The sequence below is a fragment of the Micrococcus sp. 093350064-1 genome, assembly GCF_053627955.1.
The window spans coordinates 17,202-39,470 of the sequence record NZ_JBSEYU010000007.1 but is presented as its reverse complement, the minus strand read 5'-3'; the positions used below and the strand labels follow the sequence as shown (position 1 = coordinate 39,470).

At 73.1% G+C, this 22,269-nt stretch carries 22 protein-coding genes; 8 read left to right on the top strand and 14 right to left on the bottom strand.

The genetic code is table 11. From position 1 onward, the window contains the following. Window positions 1-107: 107 nt before the first annotated feature. From ACUW6W_RS08905 to ACUW6W_RS08865, 9 genes are all read right to left on the bottom strand, one after another. Window positions 108-1,058, bottom strand: coding sequence for a hypothetical protein (locus ACUW6W_RS08905; protein WP_454180130.1), 951 nt, complete (start codon window positions 1,056-1,058; stop codon window positions 108-110). Window positions 1,059-1,267: 209 nt separating this feature from the next. Next, window positions 1,268-2,131, bottom strand: a complete 864-nt coding sequence (locus tag ACUW6W_RS08900; protein ID WP_454180129.1) for an HpcH/HpaI aldolase family protein — start codon at window positions 2,129-2,131, stop codon at window positions 1,268-1,270. A 142-nt stretch (window positions 2,132-2,273) separates the two neighbouring features. After that, window positions 2,274-3,059: a 2-keto-4-pentenoate hydratase gene (locus ACUW6W_RS08895; protein ID WP_044658782.1), complete on the bottom strand. Its 786-nt coding sequence runs from the start codon at window positions 3,057-3,059 to the stop codon at window positions 2,274-2,276. A 394-nt stretch (window positions 3,060-3,453) separates the two neighbouring features. Continuing rightward, window positions 3,454-4,620, bottom strand: a complete 1,167-nt coding sequence (gene hpaD / locus ACUW6W_RS08890; protein ID WP_113914330.1) for a 3,4-dihydroxyphenylacetate 2,3-dioxygenase — start codon at window positions 4,618-4,620, stop codon at window positions 3,454-3,456. A 262-nt stretch (window positions 4,621-4,882) separates the two neighbouring features. Beyond that, complete coding sequence (hpaE, locus tag ACUW6W_RS08885) at window positions 4,883-6,427, bottom strand: 5-carboxymethyl-2-hydroxymuconate semialdehyde dehydrogenase (protein ID WP_371450121.1); 1,545 nt, start codon at window positions 6,425-6,427, stop codon at window positions 4,883-4,885. A gap of 83 nt (window positions 6,428-6,510) precedes the next feature. Continuing rightward, window positions 6,511-7,212 (bottom strand): GntR family transcriptional regulator, encoded by a 702-nt coding sequence (locus ACUW6W_RS08880; protein WP_036339691.1) that lies wholly within the window; start codon window positions 7,210-7,212, stop codon window positions 6,511-6,513. Window positions 7,213-7,214: 2 nt separating this feature from the next. Continuing rightward, on the bottom strand, window positions 7,215-8,813 hold the full coding sequence (locus ACUW6W_RS08875; protein WP_049146557.1) for a fumarylacetoacetate hydrolase family protein: 1,599 nt from the start codon (window positions 8,811-8,813) through the stop codon (window positions 7,215-7,217). 94 nt (window positions 8,814-8,907) lie between these two features. Further along, window positions 8,908-10,122 carry an aminotransferase-like domain-containing protein gene (locus ACUW6W_RS08870; protein ID WP_049146559.1) on the bottom strand — a complete coding sequence of 405 codons (1,215 nt, stop codon included), beginning with the start codon at window positions 10,120-10,122 and terminating at the stop codon, window positions 8,908-8,910. A 72-nt stretch (window positions 10,123-10,194) separates the two neighbouring features. Next, window positions 10,195-10,929 (bottom strand): GerMN domain-containing protein, encoded by a 735-nt coding sequence (locus ACUW6W_RS08865; protein ID WP_049146561.1) that lies wholly within the window; start codon window positions 10,927-10,929, stop codon window positions 10,195-10,197. 158 nt (window positions 10,930-11,087) lie between these two features. Here ACUW6W_RS08865 and ACUW6W_RS08860 point away from each other — a divergent pair, with 158 nt between their 5' ends. From ACUW6W_RS08860 to pdxT, 4 genes are all read left to right on the top strand, one after another. Beyond that, on the top strand, window positions 11,088-11,933 hold the full coding sequence (locus tag ACUW6W_RS08860; RefSeq protein ID WP_049146562.1) for an HpcH/HpaI aldolase/citrate lyase family protein: 846 nt from the start codon (window positions 11,088-11,090) through the stop codon (window positions 11,931-11,933). Between the two features lie 51 nt (window positions 11,934-11,984). Further along, window positions 11,985-12,470, top strand: coding sequence for a DedA family protein (locus tag ACUW6W_RS08855; RefSeq protein WP_041102620.1), 486 nt, complete (start codon window positions 11,985-11,987; stop codon window positions 12,468-12,470). Between the two features lie 115 nt (window positions 12,471-12,585). Beyond that, a complete protein-coding gene (gene pdxS / locus ACUW6W_RS08850; RefSeq protein ID WP_036313496.1) occupies window positions 12,586-13,530 on the top strand; it encodes a pyridoxal 5'-phosphate synthase lyase subunit PdxS in 945 nt (314 codons plus the stop codon). Beyond that, window positions 13,527-14,159 (top strand): pyridoxal 5'-phosphate synthase glutaminase subunit PdxT, encoded by a 633-nt coding sequence (gene pdxT / locus ACUW6W_RS08845; protein WP_192831665.1) that lies wholly within the window; start codon window positions 13,527-13,529, stop codon window positions 14,157-14,159. The genes pdxS and pdxT overlap by 4 nt, the downstream gene beginning before the upstream one ends. A gap of 36 nt (window positions 14,160-14,195) precedes the next feature. On the opposite strand, the gene ald is transcribed toward pdxT, so the two are convergent. Next, window positions 14,196-15,338 carry an alanine dehydrogenase gene (gene ald, locus ACUW6W_RS08840; RefSeq protein ID WP_041102622.1) on the bottom strand — a complete coding sequence of 381 codons (1,143 nt, stop codon included), beginning with the start codon at window positions 15,336-15,338 and terminating at the stop codon, window positions 14,196-14,198. A gap of 105 nt (window positions 15,339-15,443) precedes the next feature. On the opposite strand from ald, the gene ACUW6W_RS08835 reads away from it, so the two are divergent. Beyond that, on the top strand, window positions 15,444-15,941 hold the full coding sequence (locus ACUW6W_RS08835; RefSeq protein WP_036339666.1) for a DUF456 domain-containing protein: 498 nt from the start codon (window positions 15,444-15,446) through the stop codon (window positions 15,939-15,941). Window positions 15,942-15,996: 55 nt separating this feature from the next. Here the strand turns inward: ACUW6W_RS08835 and ACUW6W_RS08830 are convergent, their stop codons facing one another. Further along, window positions 15,997-16,725 (bottom strand): FadR/GntR family transcriptional regulator, encoded by a 729-nt coding sequence (locus ACUW6W_RS08830; RefSeq protein ID WP_036313468.1) that lies wholly within the window; start codon window positions 16,723-16,725, stop codon window positions 15,997-15,999. Between the two features lie 79 nt (window positions 16,726-16,804). After that, on the bottom strand, window positions 16,805-18,466 hold the full coding sequence (locus tag ACUW6W_RS08825; protein WP_020628227.1) for an L-lactate permease: 1,662 nt from the start codon (window positions 18,464-18,466) through the stop codon (window positions 16,805-16,807). A 201-nt stretch (window positions 18,467-18,667) separates the two neighbouring features. On the opposite strand from ACUW6W_RS08825, the gene ACUW6W_RS08820 reads away from it, so the two are divergent. The 3 genes from ACUW6W_RS08820 to ACUW6W_RS08810 are packed head-to-tail and all read left to right on the top strand — an operon-like array spanning window position 18,668 to window position 21,860. Further along, window positions 18,668-19,531: a (Fe-S)-binding protein gene (locus ACUW6W_RS08820; protein WP_036313467.1), complete on the top strand. Its 864-nt coding sequence runs from the start codon at window positions 18,668-18,670 to the stop codon at window positions 19,529-19,531. Further along, window positions 19,528-21,168, top strand: a complete 1,641-nt coding sequence (locus ACUW6W_RS08815; RefSeq protein WP_049146570.1) for a lactate utilization protein B — start codon at window positions 19,528-19,530, stop codon at window positions 21,166-21,168. The genes ACUW6W_RS08820 and ACUW6W_RS08815 overlap by 4 nt, the downstream gene beginning before the upstream one ends. Continuing rightward, on the top strand, window positions 21,165-21,860 hold the full coding sequence (locus ACUW6W_RS08810; RefSeq protein ID WP_044658796.1) for a LutC/YkgG family protein: 696 nt from the start codon (window positions 21,165-21,167) through the stop codon (window positions 21,858-21,860). Before ACUW6W_RS08815 ends, ACUW6W_RS08810 begins: the two co-directional genes overlap by 4 nt. Before the next feature lie 32 nt (window positions 21,861-21,892). On the opposite strand, the gene ACUW6W_RS08805 is transcribed toward ACUW6W_RS08810, so the two are convergent. Both ACUW6W_RS08805 and ACUW6W_RS08800 read right to left on the bottom strand, forming a co-directional pair. After that, window positions 21,893-22,102: a hypothetical protein gene (locus ACUW6W_RS08805; RefSeq protein ID WP_020624127.1), complete on the bottom strand. Its 210-nt coding sequence runs from the start codon at window positions 22,100-22,102 to the stop codon at window positions 21,893-21,895. Between the two features lie 21 nt (window positions 22,103-22,123). After that, on the bottom strand, window positions 22,124-22,252 hold the full coding sequence (locus ACUW6W_RS08800; RefSeq protein ID WP_036339645.1) for a putative transporter small subunit: 129 nt from the start codon (window positions 22,250-22,252) through the stop codon (window positions 22,124-22,126). Window positions 22,253-22,269 lie beyond the last annotated feature (17 nt).

Here is a 22,269-nt window from a genome sequence, read left to right as displayed (position 1 = left end):
AGGCGGGAAATCGACCCCACGGGTGTGGACCAGAGCGCTTTGACCTGGATTTCCCGCCTCGAAACGGGGGGCCGTGGCGGACTGCGGTGACCGTGGATCTCACCGGGTCACCCACCGAACGCGGCCGCCCGGCGCCGCACCCGGGCGACGACGTCCGCGTAGTCGTCCCGGGCGTCGGCCCACATGACCTTGATCGAGAGCCAGTCGCGGTCGGCGCACCAGCGGTCGCGCAGCACGTCCCGGGCCTGCTGCTCGGCGGTGCGGTGGTGCTCGCCCTCGTATTGCAACGCGAGGCGCCACGGCCGATACCCGAGGTCGACCGTCGGAGCGCGGCGGTCTGACGGGTCCAGCCGGCACTGCACCTCGGGCTCCGGCAGCCCGGCATCGACGAGCGCCAGCCGCAGACGTGTCTCGCGCGGCGAATCCGCCCCCACGCGCATCCTCGCCAGCGCCGCCCGGGCCAGTCCTCGCCCCTGGAAACGTCCCCGTTCGGCCAGCGATCGGACGAGCTCCTCCGGGGTGTAGGCGGGATCCCCGCGTCCGCCGCCGGGCAGCCACGGCGGGCAGAGCAGGGCGTCACCGGCGACGACGACGTCCCGCTCCGTGAGCGCCGCCCGTGCCGCGCACAGGTCCCACAGGGTGCGGGCCGGCGTCGTCACAAGCACGCCGCCCCGCGTCATCCGCTGTCCCTCCGGCACCTCGATGCGGTGGGGCACCAGACCCGCCTGGACCGGCCGGCCGCCCGAGGTGCCGACGCTGACGTGCACCGCACCGGGGGCCAACAGCCGTGCGGGCACGGTCAGGCCGTGCAGGCGCGCGGCGGTCTCATGGCTGACGACGACATCGGGATGGCGCCGCTGGTACGCGCGGATCTCATCCATCGTCCACTCACGGACGGGGGCCGCCGCAGGGCCGGCCGGCCCGTAGACGCCGTGGCGCAGCCGCCGCAGGTCTGAGGACTGCAGTCGGGACCACGTCACACCCGCCCGGCGCGCGTCGTCGACCGTGAAGGCGGCGGGGTCGATCGACGGCGGCAGCGGGGCGGGACGACGGGGCATGCGGCGAGCGTGCCCCGTCGCTCCGCGTCCCGAGACGGACGAGCGGGGGCCTGGGGATGCACGAGCGGGCCCGGCGCGGTTGTGCAGGAGGCGGTGGCGTCCCCCGGGGCGCCGGCCTCGAGCCATTCGAGGCGGGAAATCCACGTCATGGGCCGGGATCGGGCGCTCTTGAGGTGGATTTCGCGCCCCGAAGTGAGGGGATGACCAGGTCAGTACGACGCGCGGGGCCCGCCCTGCCCGTCCGAGCCCACGGCGTCGGTCGGTGCCGGGCACCAGCGGTCGGCGAGGGCCTCCGCGGCGCGGGCCAGCAGGGCGACGTCGGCGCCCACGTTGACGTAGTCCGCGCCGGCGGCGGCGTAGGCGTCGGCCTGCGCGGGCACGAACGCGTTGACGCCCACGATCTTCCCGGCGGCCTTGACCCTCGTGATGACCTCCTCGACCGCGGCCACCACCTCCGGGTGCGACTGCTGGCCGAGCAGGCCCAGGGACGCGGAGAGGTCCGAGGGGCCGATGAAGACGCCGTCGATCCCGTCCACTGCCGCGATCTCCTCGGCGTTGCGCACGCCCGCGGCCGTCTCGATCTGCACGATCACGGAGACGTGGTCCGCCGCGCCGGGCAGGTAGCCGGGGATCCGGTTCCAGCGGCCCGAGCGTGCCAGGGCGGAGCCCACGCCGCGCACCCCGCCCTCGGCGGAGCCGTCCGGGTAGCGGGCGGCGGCCACGGCGCTGCGGGCCATCGCGGCGTCGTCGACCATGGGCACCAACAGGGTCTGGGCGCCCAGGTCCAGGAACTGCTTGATGGCCACGGTGTCCAGCGCCGGCACGCGCACCAGGGTGGGCACGCGGTAGCCGGCGATCACGCGCAGCTGGGCGAGGACGTCCTGCAGCGTCAGCGGGGCGTGCTCGGCGTCGATGAGCAGGTAGTCGAGGCCCGCGCCGGCGCAGATCTCCGCCGTCGTCGGGTCCCCGGAGGAGAGGAACATGCCGGCGGCGGGGCGGCCCCCACGGGCGGCGACGGCCTCGGGCGTGAAGAGGTCGCGGAACAGCGGCTGCGGGTTGTGGCGGACGGGCATGGGACGTTCCTCCGGGGTTCTCCGCATCCTCCACCCGACGCGGGTTGAGTTGTCGCGGGTGGAGCGGCGTCGTACTGGTGATAGGTCAACCCGCGTTGCGGGCGGGCGGGCGCGGGCGGGCGGGGCGACGACGACGGGCGGGTCAGGCGAAGCGGCAGGTGATGGTGCCGAGCGGGCCGTAGTCGGCGTAGACGGTGTCGCCCTCGTACACCCACATCGGGCGGGTGAAGGAGCCGGCGAGCACGATCTCACCGGCTTCGAGCGCGTCTCCGTGCTCGGCGATGCGGTTGGCCAGCCAGTGCACGCCGTTGGCCGGGTGGTTCAGCACGCCCGCGGCCACGCCGGTCTCGATGATCTCCTCGTTGCGGGAGAGGATGCCGGAGACCCACCGCAGGTCGACGTCGTGCACGCCCACGGGGCGGCCGCCGATCACCAGGGAGCCCAGGGCGGCGTTGTCCGAGATGGTGTCCGTGATGGTGCGGCCGGCCATCTCGATGCGCGAGTCCAGCACCTCCAGCGCGGGCACCACGTACTCGGTGGCGCGCAGCACGTCCATCAGGTTCAGGCCGGGCCCGCGCAGCTCGTCCCGCAGCACGAACGCCAGCTCCATCTCGACGCGCGGATGGGTGTACTTCTTCCACTCGTACACGTGGCCGGACTCGAACACCTGGTCGTCGAAGATCACGCCGTAGTCCGGCTCGTCGATCCCGGTCGCGTCCTGCATGGCCTTGGAGGTCAGGCCGATCTTGTGGCCCACCTTGCGGCGGCCCGCCTCGACCTGGCGCTCGGCCCAGATGCGCTGGACGGCGTACGAGTCCTCGATCTCCATCTCCGGGTAGCGCGCGGTCAGCCGCGGCACGGGCACGCGGTCGATGCCCGCACGGTGCAGCTCGTCGGCGATCTTGACGTGGGTCTCGTGGTCCAGCACAGCGGTCTCCTTCACGACGACGGGCAGGGGCCTGGCCTTCATCGTATACGATTACGCGGCTCGGCCCCCGGCCCCGTCGCCATCCTGTCACCGCCCCGGATCAGTCCGGGGCGCGCGTCCCGATGCCCAGCCCGGGCTTGCGGCGGTGCACCGTGAGCCAGGCCAGCCCCCCGACGCCCGTCTGCGAGGCGGGACACCCCTGCTCCCCACGCTTTGAGGCGGGAAATCGAGCTCAAACTGGCCCTCCCGGCTCGAATGAGGTGGATTTTCCGCCTCGAACGGCGTGGGGCGGGGAGACGCGGAGGATGGTAGGGAGGGCGGACGCCGACGGCGGGCACCTGCGTTGGGTGCCCGCCGTCGTCGTGGTGTCCCGAAGCGGTGCCGGCCGTGCCGGTCAGAGCTGGTTGCCGAGCTTGTACTCGCCCTGCTTCCACTCCGGCATGGACTCCTCGCCCTGCCCCTCGCGGGTGTAGGAGAAGCCGTCGGCGCCGATGGTCACGGCCATCTCCGAGTCGTCGGTGCGGGAGACCAGCGGCTGCAGGTTGCCGTCGAGGTCCAGCACGCGGGAGGCATCGGTGTACCAGGACGGCACGATCGGGGTGCCCCACCAGTCGCGGCGCTGGTTGTCGTGCACGTCCCAGGTGACCACGGGGTTGTCCGGGTCACCGGTGTAGTAGTCCTGGGTGTAGACCTCCACGCGGTGGCCGTCCGGGTCGCGCAGGTAGAGGTAGAACGCGTTGGAGACGCCGTGGCGGCCCGGGCCGCGCTCGATGTGGTCGGACATGCGCAGGGCGCCGAGCTTGTCGCAGATCGCCAGGATGTTGTGCTTCTCGTGCGTGGCGAAGCACACGTGGTGCATCCGGGGGCCGTCGCCGCCGGTCATGGCGGTGTCGTGCACGGTGGGCTTGCGGCGCATCCACGCGGCGTAGACGGTGCCGTTCTCGTCCTGGATGTCCTCGGTGACGCGGAAGCCCAGGTCCTGCATGTAGCGGGCGGCGCGCGGCACATCCGGGGTCACCTGGTTGAAGTGGTCCAGGCGGACCAGGGCGCCCGGGGTGTAGAGGTCGTAGCGCCAGGCCAGGCGCTCCACGTGCTCGACGTCGTGGAAGAACTCGTAGGGGAAGCCCAGCGGGTCCTCGACGCGCACGGAGTCGCCGACGCCCTTGACGAAGCCGTCCTTCCGGCGCTCCACGCGGCAGCCCAGCTCCTCGTAGAAGGCGACCGCCTTGTCCAGGTCCTCGGGGGTGCGCACGCGGTAGGAGAACGCGGCCACGGCGGCGGTCTCGCCCTGGCGCAGCACCAGGTTGTGGTGGATGAACTCCTCCATGGAGCGCAGGTAGACGGTCTCCTCGTCCTCCTCGGTGACCACCAGGCCGAGCACGTCCACGTAGAACTCGCGGGAGGCGGCGAGGTCCGTGACCACGAGCTCCATCGAGGCGCAGCGCAGGATGTCCGGCGCCTCGGACGTCGGGGTGGGGAGGGGGTTCTCCGGGTCGATGGGGACTTCCTTGGTGACGAAGAAGCCGGAGGAGGTCTTCTGGCGGCTCTCGAGGTTGGTCATCGGTGCTCCTTGGTGAGGGGGCGGTGCGCTGTGGCCTGGGACACGGTCACGGGCTCGATCGTATACGATCCGGGCGACCGGCGGGAAGGCGGTCGAGGAACGCGGGTTGAGTTGTCGCGGGTCCGGGGCGCCCGCACCCGCGACAACTCAACCCGCGTCGGTGGGCCGGGGGAGAGACCCGGCCCGGCCCCACCACGACGACGGCGCCCGCACCGTCGCGGGGACGGTGCGGGCGCCGTCATGGTCGCCGGTCAGCGCGGGGTCAGCCGTCGATCTGCGCCGCGGCCTGCTCCTGCTTGCCGAACACCGGGTTGTGGACCTCGCCGAGGTTGATGTGCACGGCCTGCTGATCGGTGTAGAAGTCGATCGAGCGGTAGCCGCCCTCGTGGCCCAGGCCGGAGGCCTTCACCCCGCCGAACGGGGTGCGCAGGTCCCGCACATTGTTGGAGTTCAGCCACACCATGCCGGCCTCCACGTTCTGCGCGACGTTGTGGGCGCGCTTGAGGTCGTTGGTCCAGATGTAGGCGGCCAGACCGTACTTGGTGTTGTTGGCCAGCTCGAGGGCCTCCTCCTCCGTGTCGAAGGGGGTGATGGCCACCACCGGGCCGAAGATCTCCTCCTGGAAGATCCGGGCGTCCGGGGCCACGTCCGCGAACACGGTGGGCTGCACGAAGTTGCCCTCGGGGAAGCCCTCCGGGCGGCCGCCGCCGGCCACCAGGCGGGCCTCGGTCTTGCCGATCTCCACGTAGGACATGACCTTCTCGAAGTGCTCCGGGTGCACGATGGCGCCGACTTCGGTGGTCTCGTCGTCCGGCAGGCCGACCTTCACGCGGGAGGCCTGGGCGGCGTAGCGCTCCACGAACTCGTCGTAGACGGAGCGCTGGACCAGGATGCGGGAGCCGGCGGTGCAGCGCTCGCCGTTCAGGGAGAACACGCCGAAGATGGTCGCGTCGATCGCCGCGTCCAGGTCCGCGTCCTCGAACACCACGGCCGGGGACTTGCCGCCGAGCTCCATGGACAGGCCCTTCAGGTGCGGGGCGGCGTTGGCGAAGATGATCTGGCCGGTGCGGGACTCGCCGGTGAAGGAGATCAGCGGCACGTCCGGGTGCTTCACGAGCGGGTCGCCCGCGTAGCCCTCCTCGCCGAAGCCGTGCACCATGTTGAACACGCCCTTCGGCAGGCCGGCCTCCTCGAAGATCCCGCCCCACAGGGAGGCCGAGAGCGGGGTGAACTCGGCGGGCTTGAGCACCACCGAGTTGCCGGTGGCGATGGCCGGGGCCAGCTTCCAGGACTCCAGCATGAACGGGGTGTTCCACGGGGTGATCAGGCCGGCGACGCCGATCGGCTTGCGGTTCACGTAGTTGATCTGGCGACCCGGCACCTTGAAGGTGTCGTCGTGCTGGGCCACGATCAGGTCCGCGAAGAAGCGGAAGTTCTCGGCGGCGCGGGCGGCCTGGCCCCTCGCCTGCTTGATCGGCAGGCCGGTGTCGAAGCACTCCATCTCGGCCAGCTGGTCGCCGCGGGTCTCCATGATGTCGGCGATCCGGTGCAGCACACGGGAACGCTGGCGCGGCAGGGCCTGGGACCATTCGCCGGACTCGAAGGCCCGCTTCGCGGCGGCGACGGCGCGGTCGATGTCCGCGGCCTTGCCGGAGGCGGCCGTCAGGTACGGCTCGTTGGTCACCGGGTCGAGCACCTCGAAGGTGTCGCCGTCGATCGAGTCGACGAACTCGCCGTCGATGTAGTGGCGCAGGACGTCGGGCAGGCCCTCGGGCGTGCGGGCCTCGATGCTGGTCTTCTCCGTCATGGTGTCTCTTTCACTGAGTGCTTCGGGTGGGTCTGATGATCGGGGCCTGGAGCCGACGGCGTCGGCGCCGGTCCGGCCGGCGGTCACGCGGACGGTTCGGCACCGTGCTCCAGGTAGGCGCGCAGGGTGTTCAGGCGGTGGGCGCGGGCGGCGGCCTCGATCTCCTCGAAGCGCGCCCCGTCCTCGATCAGGCGCAGCAGGTGCTCGTGCTCGTCCACGGAGGCCACCGCCCGGCCGGGCACGTACGCGAACGTGGAGGAGCGCAGCGCGGCCAGGCGGTTCCAGCCGCGGTGCACCAGGTCGTGCACGTGCTCGTTCTGGTGATGCTCGAACAGGATCGAGTGGAAGCGGCGGTTGAGCTCGGTGAACGTCACCGGGTCCCAGGCCGTCTCCGACTCCGTCATCGCGCGCATGGTCGCGTTCACCTCGCGGGCCGCCGCGAGGTCCTCGGCGGTCACGTGCGGGGCGCACTGGGCGGTGGAGAACCCCTCCACCAGCGCCAGCGTCTCCATGGTGTGGCGGTACTCGACCGGGTCGATGCCCACCACGGTGGCGCCCACGTTGCGCTCGTAGGCCACCAGCTTCTCGGACTGCAGGCGGCGGATCGCCTCCCGCACGGGCACCACGGACATGCCCAGCTCCGCGGCGATCTGGGACAGCACCAGCCGGTCGCCCGGCTCGTGGCGCTGGTCCCGGATCCCCTCGAGGATCGCCTGGTAGGCGCGGTCCGCCTTGGAGACGGGGGCGCCTGCGAGGCCGACCGTTCCGATGTCCGTGCGGCGCATGCTCAGGCGTCGCCCTCCGGGGCCGGGGCGTCCGGCAGGGTCTTGCGGTACTCGGCGAACTTGGCCTTCCACTCGGCGTTCGGGGGGAACATCCCGTCCACCGGGTAGCCGGCCTTGACCTGCTCGTACGCCCAGGCGTCCTGGAGCTCCTGCTCGTAGGCGTCGTCCACAACCTCCTGGAGCAGGGACGGCGGGATGACCACCACACCGTCGTCGTCGCCGACGATGATGTCGCCGGGCTGCACGGTGGTGCCGCCGCAGGCGATGGTGCCGCCGACCTCCCACGGGATGTGACGGCGGCCCAGCACCGCCGGGTGCGTGGCGCCGGCGTACACCTGGAGGCCGACCTCGGCGACGGCGGCGGAGTCGCGGATGCCGCCGTCCGTGATCACGGCGTTCGCGCCGTTCACCTGGGCGCGCAGGGCCAGGACGTCCCCGAGGGTGCCGGTGCCGTGCTCGCCACGGGCCTCCATGACCACCACGTCGTCCGGCTGCACCGAGTCGATGGCCCGCTTCTGGGCGTTGAAGCCGCCGCCGAACTCCTTGGCCAGGTCCTCGCGCTTGGGGATGTAGCGCAGGGTCTTGGCGTAGCCGAGGACGCGCCGACCCCGGTGGATCGGGCGCGGGCCGTCGATGGTCGCGTTCTGGACGCCGCGCTTCTGCAGCTGGGCGGTGAGGGTGGCCACCGCGATGGCGTCGATCTTGGCGCGCAGCTCCGGGGTCAGCAGGGAGCGGTCCGGCTGCGGGGCGCTCGCGACCCAGTGACCGTTCTCGTCCACCGCGGACGACGACGGCGCCGCGGCCTGCGGGGCCAGGCCGGCGGCCTCGCGGGAGCCCCAGGCCTCCTCGCGCTGCACGTCGTCCACCTGCGGCTGCGCGCCGAACGGGGCCAGGGAGTGCTCCGAGTCGACGACCGTCGTCACCAGGCGGCCGGTGGTCGGTGCGCCGGGGGCGCTGGGGGCGTCCACCTCCACCTCGACGACGTCGCCCGGCTGGGCCACGGAGGACCCGGCGGGGGTGCCGGTGAGGATGACGTCGCCCTCCTCGAGCGTCATGAGCTGCGAGAGGTCGGCCACGAGCTGGCCGAACGGGAAGACGAGGCCCTCGGTGGTGTCGTCCTGGACGATCTCGCCGTTGACCCAGGTGCGCACGCGCAGGGCGGCCGGGTCCAGGCCCGCGGCGGAGATCACCGCGGGGCCGAGCGGGGTGTAGCCGTCGCCGGACTTGTTCTTGACGTTGGAGCCCTTGTCCGCGTGGCGGAGGTCGTAGAGGCCCCAGTCGTTGGCGGCGGTGATGCCGGAGACGTGCGACCAGCCCTCCTTCGGGCTGACGCGCCGGGCGGTGCGGCCGATGATCAGCGCGATCTCGCCCTCGTAGGCGAGCAGCTCGGTGCCGGCGGGGCGCTCGATGGTGTCGCCGGTGCGGGCGAGGGAGGTGCCGGCCTTGAGGAAGTAGCCGGGGGCCTGCGGGGACCGGCCGCGCTGGGCGATGCGGGAGGGGTAGTTCAGGTGGACGGCGAGCACCTTGCCCGGCCGGTTCTCCCGGACGGTGAAGTCGTGTTCGGTGACGGTGGGCGTGGGATCCGGTGTGCTCTGCGTCATGGTCGAGATCGTATACGATCTCGCGGGCCCGGGGAAGAGGTCGCACGCCCGGCAGACGCGCCGGGCCGACGTCGTCGTGGGCGCCCGCCGCGGCTCAGCGGGCCCGGTCGATCGACTCGTTCACCGCCGGGGCCAGGCGCCGCACGCCCTCCACGAGCTTCTCGGCCGCCACGAACGAGTACGCCAGGCGCAGGGTGGAGTGCGTGCCCTCGACGGGGGTGAAGGCCGCCCCCGGCACGAACACCGCGCCCGCCTCGATGCCGCGGTGCATCACCTCGAGGGTGTCCACCCCGACGGGCAGGGTGGCCCACAGGAAGAAGCCGCCCTGCGGGGTGATGAACTCGACCGCCGGGTCCCAGTGCTCACGCACCGCGTCCACGAGCGCCGCGGCCCGCTCGCGGTACAGCCCGGTCACGTGGCGGACGTGGCCCTGCCAGTCCAGCTGCGTGACGAAGGCGGTGGAGAGCATCTGCGAGTACGTGGACGCGTGGATGTAGGCGGACTCCGCGCACAGGTAGAACTCGCGCTTGAGCGCGGCCGGCACGAGCGCCCAGCCGATGCGCACGCCCGGGGAGAAGATCTTGGACATCGTGCCGAGGTGGACCACGTTGTCCCGGTGGTCTGCGGCGATCGGGGCGACGGGCTCGCCGTCGAACGCGATCTGCCCGTACGGGTTGTCCTCCACGATGAGCACGCCGTGCTTCTCGCAGATCGCGCCCACCTCGGCGCGGCGGCCCGGGGGCAGCAGGGCGCCCGAGGGGTTCGCGAACGAGGGGATCGTGTAGAGGAAGGCCACGCGGCGGCCCTCGGCGGCCAGGCGGGTCAGGGTCTCGTCGAGGGCCGCGGGCACCAGGCCGTGGTCGTCGGTGCCCGTGGCCACGGCCTCGAGCTGCCAGGTGTTGAAGGTGGTCAACGCGCCCACGAACGTGGGGTCCTCCACCACGACGACGTCGCCCGGGTCCGCGAACGCCCGGCAGGCGGTGTCGATCGCGGCCTGCGAGCCGGGGGTGATGACCACGAGGTCGGGATCCGCGTCCGGGATGCCGTCGGCGGCCATCACGGCGGTCGCGGCGGCGCGCATCTCCTCGGTGCCCTGGCCGGGGCCGTACTGCAGGGACTCCGTGCCGAACCGGGTCATCAGGTCGGAGGCGATCCGGCCCAGCTCGTCGAGGGGGAGGTCGGCGAGCCACGGGTTCCCGCCCGCGAGCGAGATGAGGTTCGGGTCCATCGCGATGTCGAAGACGTCGCGGACCGCGGACTGCTTCACGCCGACGGCGCGCTGGGACAGGTGATCTCGGAGGTTCCGCACGCTCGGCACCCTATAGCACGGCGCGGCCGTGCCCGAAGGTCCGATGACGGGCGACGACGGCGGGTCGCGCGGTCAGGGGGCGCTCGGCTCCTGGCCGGGGGACCACGTGCCCTGGGTCGGCTCGGCGGGACCCCACGACGACTCCTCGGCCGGCGCCCACGTCTGCTCGCCGGATCCGTCGCTCGGCTCCCCACTCGGCGTGGGGTCCCCCTGCGGGACGTCCACGGACTCGCCGAGGCGGAGCGGTTCGAGCCCCAACACGTCGTCGAGGTCCCGGCCGTCCACCTCGAGCCGGACCTGTCCCGCTGACGTGAAGGCGGCGGCGGTCGCCTGCAGCTGGGCGCGGATCCGCTCGGCCGTGCAGTCGTCCTCCGGCGTCACGGTGCCGGTGAAGGTGAAGATCTCCACGTCGCCCTCGCGGCGGTGCCCGGTCGGGGTGAGGGTCTCGCGCGCGTCGAACACGGCGTTCCACAGCGACGGGTCGCCGTGCCAGCCCTGCTCGTCCGCGAACAGGAAGTCCAGCGCGGCGTCCGCCTCGTCCTCGGTGTCCGTCGGCACGGTCTGCACGGGCACCAGCAGGTCGCCGCAGCCGAAGGGCCGGCCGCTCGTCCCCGGGACCGCCTCCGCCTCCGCGACGGCGAGGTAGACCGTCAGCGGCTGATACCCCTCCGTCGCGGGCAGGGGCACGCCGTCGTCGGACGCCGAATCCTCGGCCAGGCCGGGGTCGACCGCGCAACCGGCCAGCAGGCACGCGGCGGCCACGGCACCCGTGATCCGCAGGGCGCGGGAAGGGGAGGTCGGGCGCATCGGGTACTCCTGGCGGTCGGGGCTCGGCGGCGTCGGACGGGCCGACGGCCTCTCCATGCTACGGCCGTCCGCCTCGCCCGCCGCGAGCGGATGTGAGGCCGCCCACGGGCGGGAAGGGGCCCGCGGGCGGACGGCCGCAGCGGGCTAGGCTGGAGGCCATGCCCGTGAGGAACCGTCGCGCCGCCGCCCTGCCCGCCAAGCTCAGCCGCTCCTGGCTGCTGGTCAACGCGGCCACCCCCGACGCGTTCGCCCCCGCCCTGGCCTCCGAGGCCGACTCCGTCATCTTCGACCTCGAGGCCGCCGTGCCGGAGGAGCAGAAGGACGCGGCCCGCCAGCACGTCGTGGACGCCCTCTCCGGCGGCATGACGGCGTGGGTGCGCATCTCCGCGACCTCCACGGACCACTGGCAACGGGACCTCGAGGCGCTCGCGGGCCTCGACGGCGTGCGCGGCGTCGTGCTGGCCGAGACCGAGGAGCCGGAGCAGGTCACGTTCACCGCCATGCGGCTGCGCGCCGGCACCCCGGTGATCGCCCTGCTGGAGTCCGCCCTGGGCATCGAGAACGCCACGGCCGTGGCCAAGGCGCCGGGCACGTTCCGTCTCGCCTTCGGCGTGAACGACTTCCGCAAGGACGTCGGCGTCGGCGAGGACCCGCTGGCCATGGCCTACGCCCGCTCCCGCATGGTGATCGCCTCCCGCGTGGGCGGTCTGCCCGGGGCGATCGACGGACCGCCCGGCAACACGGACGGTGAGGACGCGGTCATCGACTCCAGCGCCGTCACCGCCTCGATGGGCATGACCGGCCGCCTCGTCCTGAACCGGGATCAGGTGGACTGGGTCAACCGGGCGATGTCCCCGTCCGAGGACGAGCTCGCGTGGGCCCGCGACCTGCTCGAGAAGCACGCGCAGGGCGCCGCCGTCGGCGACGGCTCGTACCTGCCCCGCGTGCTGCGCGCCCAGAAGATCGCGGACCTCGCGGACTCGTACGGGCTCTGGAACGCGTGAGCACGGCCGGGGCGAGCGCATGAGTCCCCGCACCGACGGGTGGCTCCGCCCATGATGGCGTGGATCGACGGGCTGCCGCTGCTGTGGTCCATCGGGTTCTTCTGGATGCTGGCGATCCTGCGCACCCTGATCGTGTTCTCGCTCGGGCGGGGGCTGGCCTCCGGCGTCGAGCGGACCCGCTGGTTCGCCCGCGTGATGGAGGGGCCCGTCTATGTCCGCGCCCAGCGCTTCATCCAGCGCCACGGGGTGTGGGCCATCCCGTTCTGCTACCTCACGGTGGGCATCCAGACGGCGGTGATCGGCTCCGCCGGCGTCGCCCGCATGCCCTGGCGCCGGTTCCTGCCGGCGGCCGCGCTCGGCACGTTCCTGTGGGGCGTGGTGTACGGGACCGTCGGGATGGCCGTGGTGTGGGCCGTCATCGGCGCGGCGCTCGGAGAGGGCCGGGGTGTCCTCGCCCTCGTGCTGATCCTCGCGGCCGTGGCTGCGTTCGTCGTGTGGCGCCGACGCCGCACGCTGCGCCGGCACGGGGCCGGGTGACGTCGTCGTCCGTGACGCGGGCCGGGCTGCGCCGCCGGGGGACTAGAGTTGACCGCGTCTTCGCCCTGGCCAGCCGCCCCGCGGCCGGGGCCGCCACCCCTTCGGAAGGACCACCATGAGCGACGAGCGCGCCCGCAGCTTCTCCGCCTCCACCGCCTCCGCCGCCGACGACGGCGCCCGCGGCACCGGCACGACCCGCGTCAAGCGCGGCCTGGCGGACATGATGAAGGGCGGCGTGATCATGGACGTCGTCAACGCGGAGCAGGCGCGCATCGCCGAGGACGCCGGCGCCGTGGCCGTCATGGCGCTCGAGCGGGTCCCGGCCGACATCCGCGCCCAGGGCGGCGTGGCCCGCATGTCCGACCCCGACCTGATCGACGGCATCGTCGAGGCCGTGTCCATCCCCGTGATGGCCAAGGCGCGCATCGGCCACTTCGTGGAGGCCCAGGTGCTGCAGGCGCTCAAGGTGGACTTCATCGACGAGTCCGAGGTGCTCTCCCCGGCGGACTACGTGAACCACATCGACAAGTGGGACTTCGACGTGCCCTTCGTGTGCGGCGCCACCAACCTCGGCGAGGCCCTGCGCCGCATCACCGAGGGCGCGGCCATGATCCGGTCCAAGGGCGAGGCCGGCACCGGCGACGTCTCCGAGGCCGTGAAGCACATCCGCACCATCCGCAAGGAGATCGCCCAGCTCCAGGGCCTGGCCCAGGACGAGCTGTACGTGGCCGCGAAGGAGCTGCAGGCGCCGTACGAGCTGGTGCGCGAGGTCGCCGAGACCGGCGCCCTGCCCGTCGTGATGTTCACCGCCGGCGGCGTGGCCACCCCGGCCGACGCAGCCCTGATGATGCAGATGGGCGCCGACGGCGTGTTCGTGGGCTCCGGCATCTTCAAGTCCGGCAACCCGGCCGAGCGCGCCCGCGCCATCGTCAAGGCCACCGCCCAGTTCGACGACCCGATGGCGGTCGCCGAGGCCTCCCGCGGCCTGGGTGAGGCCATGGTGGGCATCAACGTGGGCGACCTGCCCGCCCCGCACCGCCTGGCCGAGCGCGGCTGGTGAGTCCACAGAAGACCGTCGGCGTGTTCGCCCTCCAGGGCGACGTGCGGGAGCACGCCCACGTGCTCGAGTCCCTCGGCGCGCGCACGCGCCCCGTGCGCCGCCCCGCGGACCTCGAGGGTCTGGACGGCATCGTGCTGCCCGGCGGCGAGTCCTCCGTGATGGACCGCCTCGCCCGGATCATGGGGCTCAAGGACCCGCTCATCGCCGCCCTCCGCGACGGGCTGCCCGCCTACGGCACGTGTGCGGGGCTGATCATGCTGGCCCGCGAGATCCGCAACCCGGCGCCGGATCAGGGCGGGCTCGGCGTGCTGGACGTGGCCGTGCGGCGCAACGCCTTCGGCGCGCAGGTGGACTCGTTCGAGGAGGACCTGGACATCCCCGCGGTCGCGGCGGAGCCGGTGCACGCCGTGTTCATCCGCGCCCCCGCCGTCGTCCAGGCGGGGGAGGGCGTCGAGGTCCTGGCGAGCGTGCCGGCGTCGCGCCTGTCCGTGCCCGCGGCGGAACCGGGGCTCGACGGCGACGCGCGGCTGCCCGTGGCCGTGCGGCAGGGCCACCTGCTCGCCACGGCCTTCCACCCTGAGGTGACCGGCGACTGTTCGTTCCACCGGGCGTTCCTCGCGGGGCTCTGAGCGGCCGGCCGGCCCCGCGCGCGACGGGCGCGGGGCTCAGGCCTCCGCGAGCACCTCGGAGGTGACGCGGACGTCCTTCTGGGGGTCCAGGCCGAGCTCGTCGGCCACGGCCGTGGCGACGGAGGGCAGGGTGAGGACGCCGTCGTGCGCGTTGAGGCCCCCGGCGAAGCCCTCGTCCGCGGCCAGCGCGGCGCGCCATCCGAGGTCGGCGATGCGCTTGATGTAGGGCAGCGTCGCGTTGGTCAGGGCCGAGGTGGAGGTCTGCGGCACGGCGCCGGGCATGTTGGAGACGCAGTAGTAGATCTTGTCCCCCACGAGGTACGTCGGATCCTGGTGGGTGGTGGCCCGCGAGTTCTCGAAGCAGCCGCCCTGGTCGATCGCGATGTCCACCAGCACGGAGCCGGGCCGCATGGACTCCACCATCTCGGCGGTCACCAGCTTCGGGGCCGCGGCGCCGGGGATCAGCACGGAGCCGATCACGAGGTCCGCGTCCGCCACGGTCTCGCCGATGTTCAGGTGGGACGAGGCCAGCGTGCGGATCCGACCCTGGTGGACGGCGTCCAGCTGCGCGAGCCGCTCGAGGGAGATGTCCAGGACGGTCACGTCCGCGCCCATGCCCGCGGCGATCACGGCCGCCGCCTCGCCGGCCACCCCTCCGCCGATCACGGCCACCCGGGCGCGGCGGGTGCCGGGCACGCCGCCCATCAGCACGCCCAAGCCGCCCTGCGGCTGGAGGAGGTGGTAGGCGCCCGCGGCGGGGGCCAGGCGGCCGGCCACCTGGCTCATGGGGGCCAGCAGCGGCAGGGAGCGACCGCGGGTGACCGTCTCGTAGGCGATCGCCGTCGTGCCGGCGTCCAGGATCGCCCGCGTGCACGCGGGGGAGGCGGCCAGGTGCAGATAGGTGAAGAGGACCTGGCCGCGGCGCAGGCGGCCGTATTCCTCCGGCTGCGGCTCCTTGACCTTGAGGACCAGCTCGGCGCGCTCCCAGAGCTCGTCGACGTCGTCGACCAGCTCGGCGCCGGCGTCGCGGTAGTCCTGGTCCGAGGCGCCGGAGCCGACGCCGGCCCCCGACTGCACGAGGACCTGGTGGCCTGCGCGCACCAGCTCCTGGACCCCGCCCTGCGTCAGGGCCACACGGAACTCGTTGTTCTTCACTTCGGTGGGCACGGCGACCAACATGCGGCGAATCTAGCCCATCCGGCCCGTTCCGGCGAGGGCGCGGGGGCCGCTGCGCGGTCGCCGGTGCCGCCGTCACCGCGGTGCCCGTCCCGTCATACTGGTGCGGTGACTCCCGCGCTGATCTCCCTCGTGGCCGTGCTCCTGCTCCTGGTGGGGCTGGTGGGCACCGTGTACCCCGTCCTGCCCGGCTCGCTGCTCAACCTCGTGACGGCTCTCGGGTGGGCCGCGCTGCTGGGTTCCCCCGCGTCCTGGACGTTCGGCGTCATCGCGGCCGGTCTCGCCGTGGCGGGGCTGAGCGCGTCCGCGGTGCTGACCGGCCGACGGCTGCGACGTGAACGCGTCACCCGCGGCCCGATCCTGTGGGGGGTGGCCGGCGCCGCCGTCGGGTTCTTCGTGATCCCGGTGGTAGGGCTGTTCCTCGGCTTCGCCGTCGGCCTGTTCGCCTCCCAGTGGGCCCGCACCCGGGACGCCCGGGCCGCGCTCAGCAGCTCGATCGGCGCGCTCACGGCCATGGGCATGGGCATGCTCGTGGAGTTCTGCTGTGCGCTGGGCTCGCTGACCGCCGTGGGCGTGGGCGCCCTGGTGCACGGCGTCACCGCCTGAACCGCCGGAGCCGTCCGTCCGGCGGGACCCCGCGCGCGCCGGACCCTTCGCCGGCTCAGCCGCCGGCGGGCACCCTGCCGGTCTGGGCGAGGGCGGCGAAGCCGAGGACGTGCTCCCGCAGCTCCTGCGCGGCCGCCCGGCCGTCCCCGGCGGCGGAGGCGGCGAGGATCCGCCGATGGTCGGCCTGCAGGCCGGCGCGCACGGCGGGCCAGTCGGACAGCCCGGCCACGGTCTCGGTCACGTAGCCGATGGTCGCCTGGCGCAGGGAGTCCAGCATCATCGCCGTCACGACGTTCCCGCCCAGGGTGGCCAGCCGCACATGGAACTCGGTGTCGAGCAGGTGGAAGTCCTCTTCCGGCAGCGCGGGGTCGTCCATCCGGTCCAGCAGGGTTTCCACCTCGGCCAGGACGGCGACGCTCTCGGGGTCGCCGGAGGTGGCGGCGGCCGCCTGCGCCGCATCGGTCTCGAGGAGCACGCGCGCGGCGACGACGTCGGCCATCGGCAGGGACCGGGTGGCGATGTGCAGGCGCAGCGCCCAGCCCAGCGCCGCGGACGGCTCGGAGACGACGACGGCGCCCGAGTTCGGCCCGGAGCCGGCGCTGGCGCGGATCAGGCCCATGGCCTCGAGCATCCGGGTGGCCTCCCGCACGGACGCCCGGGAGATGCCGAAGCGTTCGGCCAGGGTGCGTTCGCCGGGCAGCTTGTCCCCCACGACCACGGCGCCGGAGCGCAGCTCGGCCTCGAGCCAGTCGAGCACGATGGTGTAGGCGGGGGCAGCGGTCATGGACGGACCTTCCGAGGGGGCGGGGCGGCGACCGTCCATCCTACCGATGGACGCCGCCCCGCTCGGGTGGTGCAGGCGGTCAGCCCGCCGCCGGCAGCATCCACGCCAGCACGTTGGACTGCAGGTACACGAGCGTGCACACCGCCAGCAGGAGCACGAGCGACCACACCACCACGCGGCGCAGGATCTCGGACTCCCGGCCCTCCATGCCGACCGCCGTCGCGGCGATCGCCAGGGACTGCGGGGAGATCATCTTGCCCACGACGCCGCCGGAGGTGTTGGCGGCCACCAGCAGGGCCGGATCGGCGCCGATGTTCGTGGCGGCGGTCTGCTGCAGGGTGGAGAACAGGGCGTTCGCGGAGGTGTCCGAGCCGGTCACGGCGGTGCCGAGCCAGCCGAGCACCGGGGACAGGAACACGAAGGCCGCGCCCAGGCCGGCCACCCACGTGCCCATGGCGACCGTCTGGCCCGAGAAGTTCATGACGTAGGCCAGGGAGAGCACGATCACGATCGTCAGGGCGGACCAGCGCATGCGGGCGAAGCAGCGGCCGATCTCGGCGAGCGCGTTCCCCACCGAGAGCGGGAACCGGCCGTCGTGGTCGAACCGGGAGTAGACCACGGCCATGATCAGGCCGGCGATCAGCAGCAGCGTGCCGGGGGAGGCCAGCCACTCGAACTTGTACACGGTGCTCGCCAGGGGCGCGCCGGAGGCGTCGACGAGGTGCCCGTCGAGCCCGGGCCACGGGATCTTGGCGGTGGCGGAGTTCAGGGCCGCGGTGATCGAGGGGACCAGCTTGGCCAGGGCGAACACGGCCACGACCACGATGTAGGGCAGCACGGCCATGAAGATCCGGCCGGGGGTGAGGTCCTGCGCCGCCGCGCGGGCGGGGGCGTCGAGGCGCTGGCGGGCCTCCTCGGCGCCCCGCGGCCGCCAGAAGCGCAGCAGCAGGACGGCGGCGGCGAGGGAGACCAGGGAGGCCACGACGTCGGTGAGCTCGTAGGAGAAGTAGGTCGAGGCCAGCCAGATGGCGACGGCGAAGCTCGCGCCGATCACGATCAGTGCCGGCCACGTCTGCCGCACGCCGCGCAGCCCGTCGATGATGAACACGAGCAGGAACGGCACGAACACGGCCACGAACGGGGCCTGGTGGCCGACGATCGCGCCGATGTGCGTGGCGGGGATGCCGGTGAGCGTGCCCGCGGTGGTGATGGGGGTGCCCACGGCGCCGAAGGCCACGGGCGCGGTGTTCGCCAGCAGCACGGCGGTGGCCGCCCGCAGCGGGGGCACACCCAGGCCGAGCACCATGGTGGCCGTGATGGCCACGGGGGCGCCGAAGCCGGCGAGGGCCTCGAGCAGGCCGCCGAAGCAGAACGCGATGAGCACGGCCTGGATGCGGATGTCTCCGCCGCCGAGCGAGTCGAAGATCGCGCGCATGTCGTCGAATCGCCCGGAGAGCACGGTGACCTGGTAGAACCACAGCGCCATCACGACGATCCAGACGATCGGGAACAGGCCGAAGGTCGCTCCCTGGGCGGCGGCCAGCGCCGCCAGGTGGGCCGGCATGTGGAAGCCCAGCACGGCCACGAGCAGGGCCACCACGAGCGCGGCGAGCCCCGACTGCCAGGCCTTGAGGCGCAGACCGAGGAGGGTGGCGAAGAACGTCAGCAGGGGCAGGACGCCGAGCGCGGCGGAGAGCGCGACGCTGCCGGCGGCATCGGGGGTGGGGGTGAAGGTGTGCACGGGGGTCTCCCGGTGGGCGAGGGGACGGGGCGGGATCCGGTCGGGCCGGTGATGGTCGGACCACTGTGGTCAGACCAAGGAGCGTACTGTGAGGGTGGTCACCTTGCAAGAGGCTGGCATGATATGGTCTGACCACTACGGCACCCGTGTGCTGGCGCACCGCACGGCGCCCCAGGCGCCCCGTCCGGAACGGAGACCGGCATGAGAATCGCCCTGTTCGCCACGTGCATCGTGGACGCGATGTACCCCAAGGTGGCCCTCGCCACCGTCCGCATCCTCGAGCGGCTCGGCCATGAGGTGGTCTTCCCGCCCGGCCAGGTCTGCTGCTCGCAGATGCACGTCAACAGCGGGTACGTGAAGGACGCCCTGCCCGTGGTGCGCAACCACGTCCGCACCTTCATGAAGGCCGACTACGACCTCGCCGTCGCCCCCTCCGCCTCCTGCGTGGCCTCGCTCGGCCACCAGCAGCCGGACGTCGCCCGCTCCGGCGGGGACGAGGGTCTGGCCCGCGACGCCGAGGTCGTCGCCTCCCGCACCCTCGAGCTGTCGCAGCTGCTCACGGACGTCCTCGGGGTGACGGACGCCGGGGCCCAGCTCGGCTCCTGGTTCCCGCACACCGTGACCTACCACCCCTCCTGCCACGGCATGCGCCTGCTGCGCCTGGGCTCGCGCCAGGAGGACCTGCTGCGCACCGTCGCGGACATCGACCTGCGCCCGCTGCCGGACGCCGAGGAGTGCTGCGGCTTCGGCGGCACCTTCTCCCTGAAGAACCCGGACGTCTCCGCCGCCATCGCGGAGGAGAAGATCGAGAAGGTCACCGCGTCCGGCGCCTCCCTCTGCACGGGCGGCGACGCCTCCTGCCTGCTCCACCTGGACGGGGCCATGCACCGTCGCGAGGCGCGCGGCCAGGACGGCCGCCCGCTGCGCACCGTGCACCTCGCCGAGATCCTCGCGGCCACCCGGGAGAACCCGCTCGAGGTCGACGGCCCCGTCGAACTGTCCATCCCCGCGTCCGCCGGCGCCCGCCGCGGACCGTCCGCCCGTGTTGAGGAGGCCCGCCGATGAGCACCGCACCCACCCGCGTGCGCCTGGGAATGCCCACCGTCCGCCCCGTCCACGGCGAGGGCGAGATCCTGCTGAACACCCCGTTCCCCGAGTCTGCCCGCGAGCAGCTGGGGAACGGCCAGATGCGCGCCAACATCCGCCGGGCCACGCACACCATCCGTGCCAAGCGTGCCGGCGTCGTCGAGGAGCTGCCGGACTGGCAGGAGCTGCGCGCCGCCGGCTCCGCGCTGAAGCAGTCTGTCATGGCGGACCTGCCCGCGCTCCTGGAGCGGCTCGAGTCCGAGGTCACCGCGCGCGGCGGCGTCGTGCACTGGGCCCGGGACGCGGCCGAGGCCAACCGCATCATCACGGAGCTCGTCACCGCCAAGGGCGTGGACGAGGTGATCAAGGTCAAGTCCATGGCCACCCAGGAGATCGGCCTGGACGCCGCGCTCGAGCATGCCGGCGTGGCCGCCGTCGAGACGGACCTGGCCGAGCTCATCGTCCAGCTCGGCCACGACCGGCCCAGCCACATCCTCGTCCCGGCGATCCATCGCAATCGCCGGGAGATCCGGGACATCTTCCTCCGGGAGATGCCGGACACGGACGAGAGCCTCACCTCCGAGCCGGCCGATCTGGCCGAGGCCGCACGCCGGCACCTGCGCGAGAAGTTCCTGAGCACGAAGGTGGCGATCTCCGGGGCGAACTTCGGCGTCGCCGAGACGGGCACGCTCTCCGTCGTCGAGTCGGAGGGCAACGGCCGCATGTGCCTGACCCTGCCGGAGACGCTGATCACCGTGATGGGCATCGAGAAGCTCGTGCCCACCTTCGAGGACCTCGAGGTGTTCCTGCAGCTGCTGCCGCGCTCGTCCACGGGCGAGCGGATGAACCCGTACACCTCCATGTGGACGGGCGTCACCGAGGGCGACGGTCCCCAGGAGTTCCACCTGGTCCTGCTGGACAACGGCCGCTCCGCGGTGCTGTCCGACCCGAAGGGCCGTTCCGCGCTGCACTGCATCCGCTGCTCGGCGTGCATGAACGTGTGCCCCGTGTACGAGCAGACCGGCGGCCACGCCTACGGCTCGGTCTACCCGGGCCCGATCGGCGCCATCCTCTCCCCGCAGCTCACCGGTGTGGACGCGGGGGAGAACGGCACCCTGCCCTACGCCTCCACGCTGTGCGGGGCGTGCTACGACGTCTGCCCCGTGGCCATCGACATCCCCTCGATCCTCATCCACCTCCGGGACGAGGACGTGCAGGCCACCCACGCCGCCCGGAAGGCGCTGCGCACGGAGGAGGACGCCGTCGGCGGCCCCCTGGCCCGCGCCAAGACGGCGGTGGAGTCCGTCACGCCCTCGCAGATGGACGTGGCGATGAAGGGCGCGTCCGTGGTGATGTCCTCGGGTCGGCGCATGTCGCTGGCCGAGCGGGGTCTGGGGCTGGGCCGGGTCGCGGCCGGGCCGGACCGGGTGCTCGGCTGGCTGCCGGGCATCGCCGGCGGCTGGACCGACGAGCGCGACGTGCCGGCGCCCCCGCGGGAGTCCTTCCGCAACTGGTGGGCCCGCCACAAGGATGAGACCGAGCACCGGGTCGCCATGGACGGCGTCACCGGGCTGGACCGGCCGGAGGACGAGCACGTCGAGGAGGACGGACGATGAGCGAGGCGAAGGCCGAGATCCTGCGGCGCATCCGCGAGGCGACGGCGGACGGCCCGGTCGCAGACCCGGTGCAGCGCACCTACCGGCGGACCTCCTCCCGGGACCGGGCCGAGGTGGTGGAGATGCTGCGTGACCGGCTGATCGACTACCGGGCCTCCGTGCGGGACGAGACCGAGGAGACGGTGGCCGCGGCCATCGCCGAGCTGCTCGGCCCGGACGCCCGGTACGTGGTGCCGGCCGGTCTGGAGCCTGACTGGCTCCCCGCGGACTCGCGCGGGGCCGGCCGGGAGCGCATCACGGAGCCCGCGGTGGGTCACACGGGGGAGCGGGCCGCGGTCCGCGGCGCCCACGACGGCGAGCGCGAGCCCCTCAGCGTGGACGCGCTGAACGAGGTGGACGCGGTGGTGACGTCCTCGACGGTCTCCTGCGCGGAGACCGGGACGATCTTCCTCAGCGGCCGCCCGGACGAGGGCCGCCGGGCGATCACCCTGGTCCCGGACCACCACGTGTGCATCGTGCCGCTGGACTCCGTGGTGGAGCTCTTCCCGGAGGCGCTGGCCCGCGTGGAGGCGACGGCGCCGATCACCATGATCTCCGGTCCCTCGGCCACGAGCGACATCGAGCTCGAGCGCGTCGAAGGCGTGCACGGGCCGCGCCGCCTGGACGTGATCCTGCTCGACCGCGCTCGCTGACGCGGGCGCGGTATAGCAGGGGATCGAGCGGGTCAGGCCCCCTCGACGACGGCGCCGCCGGCGCGGCCCGTCTCGAGGTGGGCCTGACGCTCCCGCACGCCGCCGTACAGGGCGACGAACAGCAGCGCGAGACCGGCGGTCACGAGCAAGTGTTCGAGCCCGGCGATGCCCGGGATGGCGGCCGAGGTCTCGGCGGGCGTCAGGCGGAAGACCGTGTCGAGGGCGAGGACCACCAGGGTCACGGGCCGCCCCCGGCGGAGGCCTCAGATGATCGAGCGGCCCTCGCGGCGGGCCGCGGCCCAGTCGGCGACGAAGCCGCGGGCGATCGCGACGAGGACGGCCAGCACGAGGACGGGCCACATCAGGACGTACAGGGTGAGACCGACGGTCATGCGGATGCTCCTTGTGA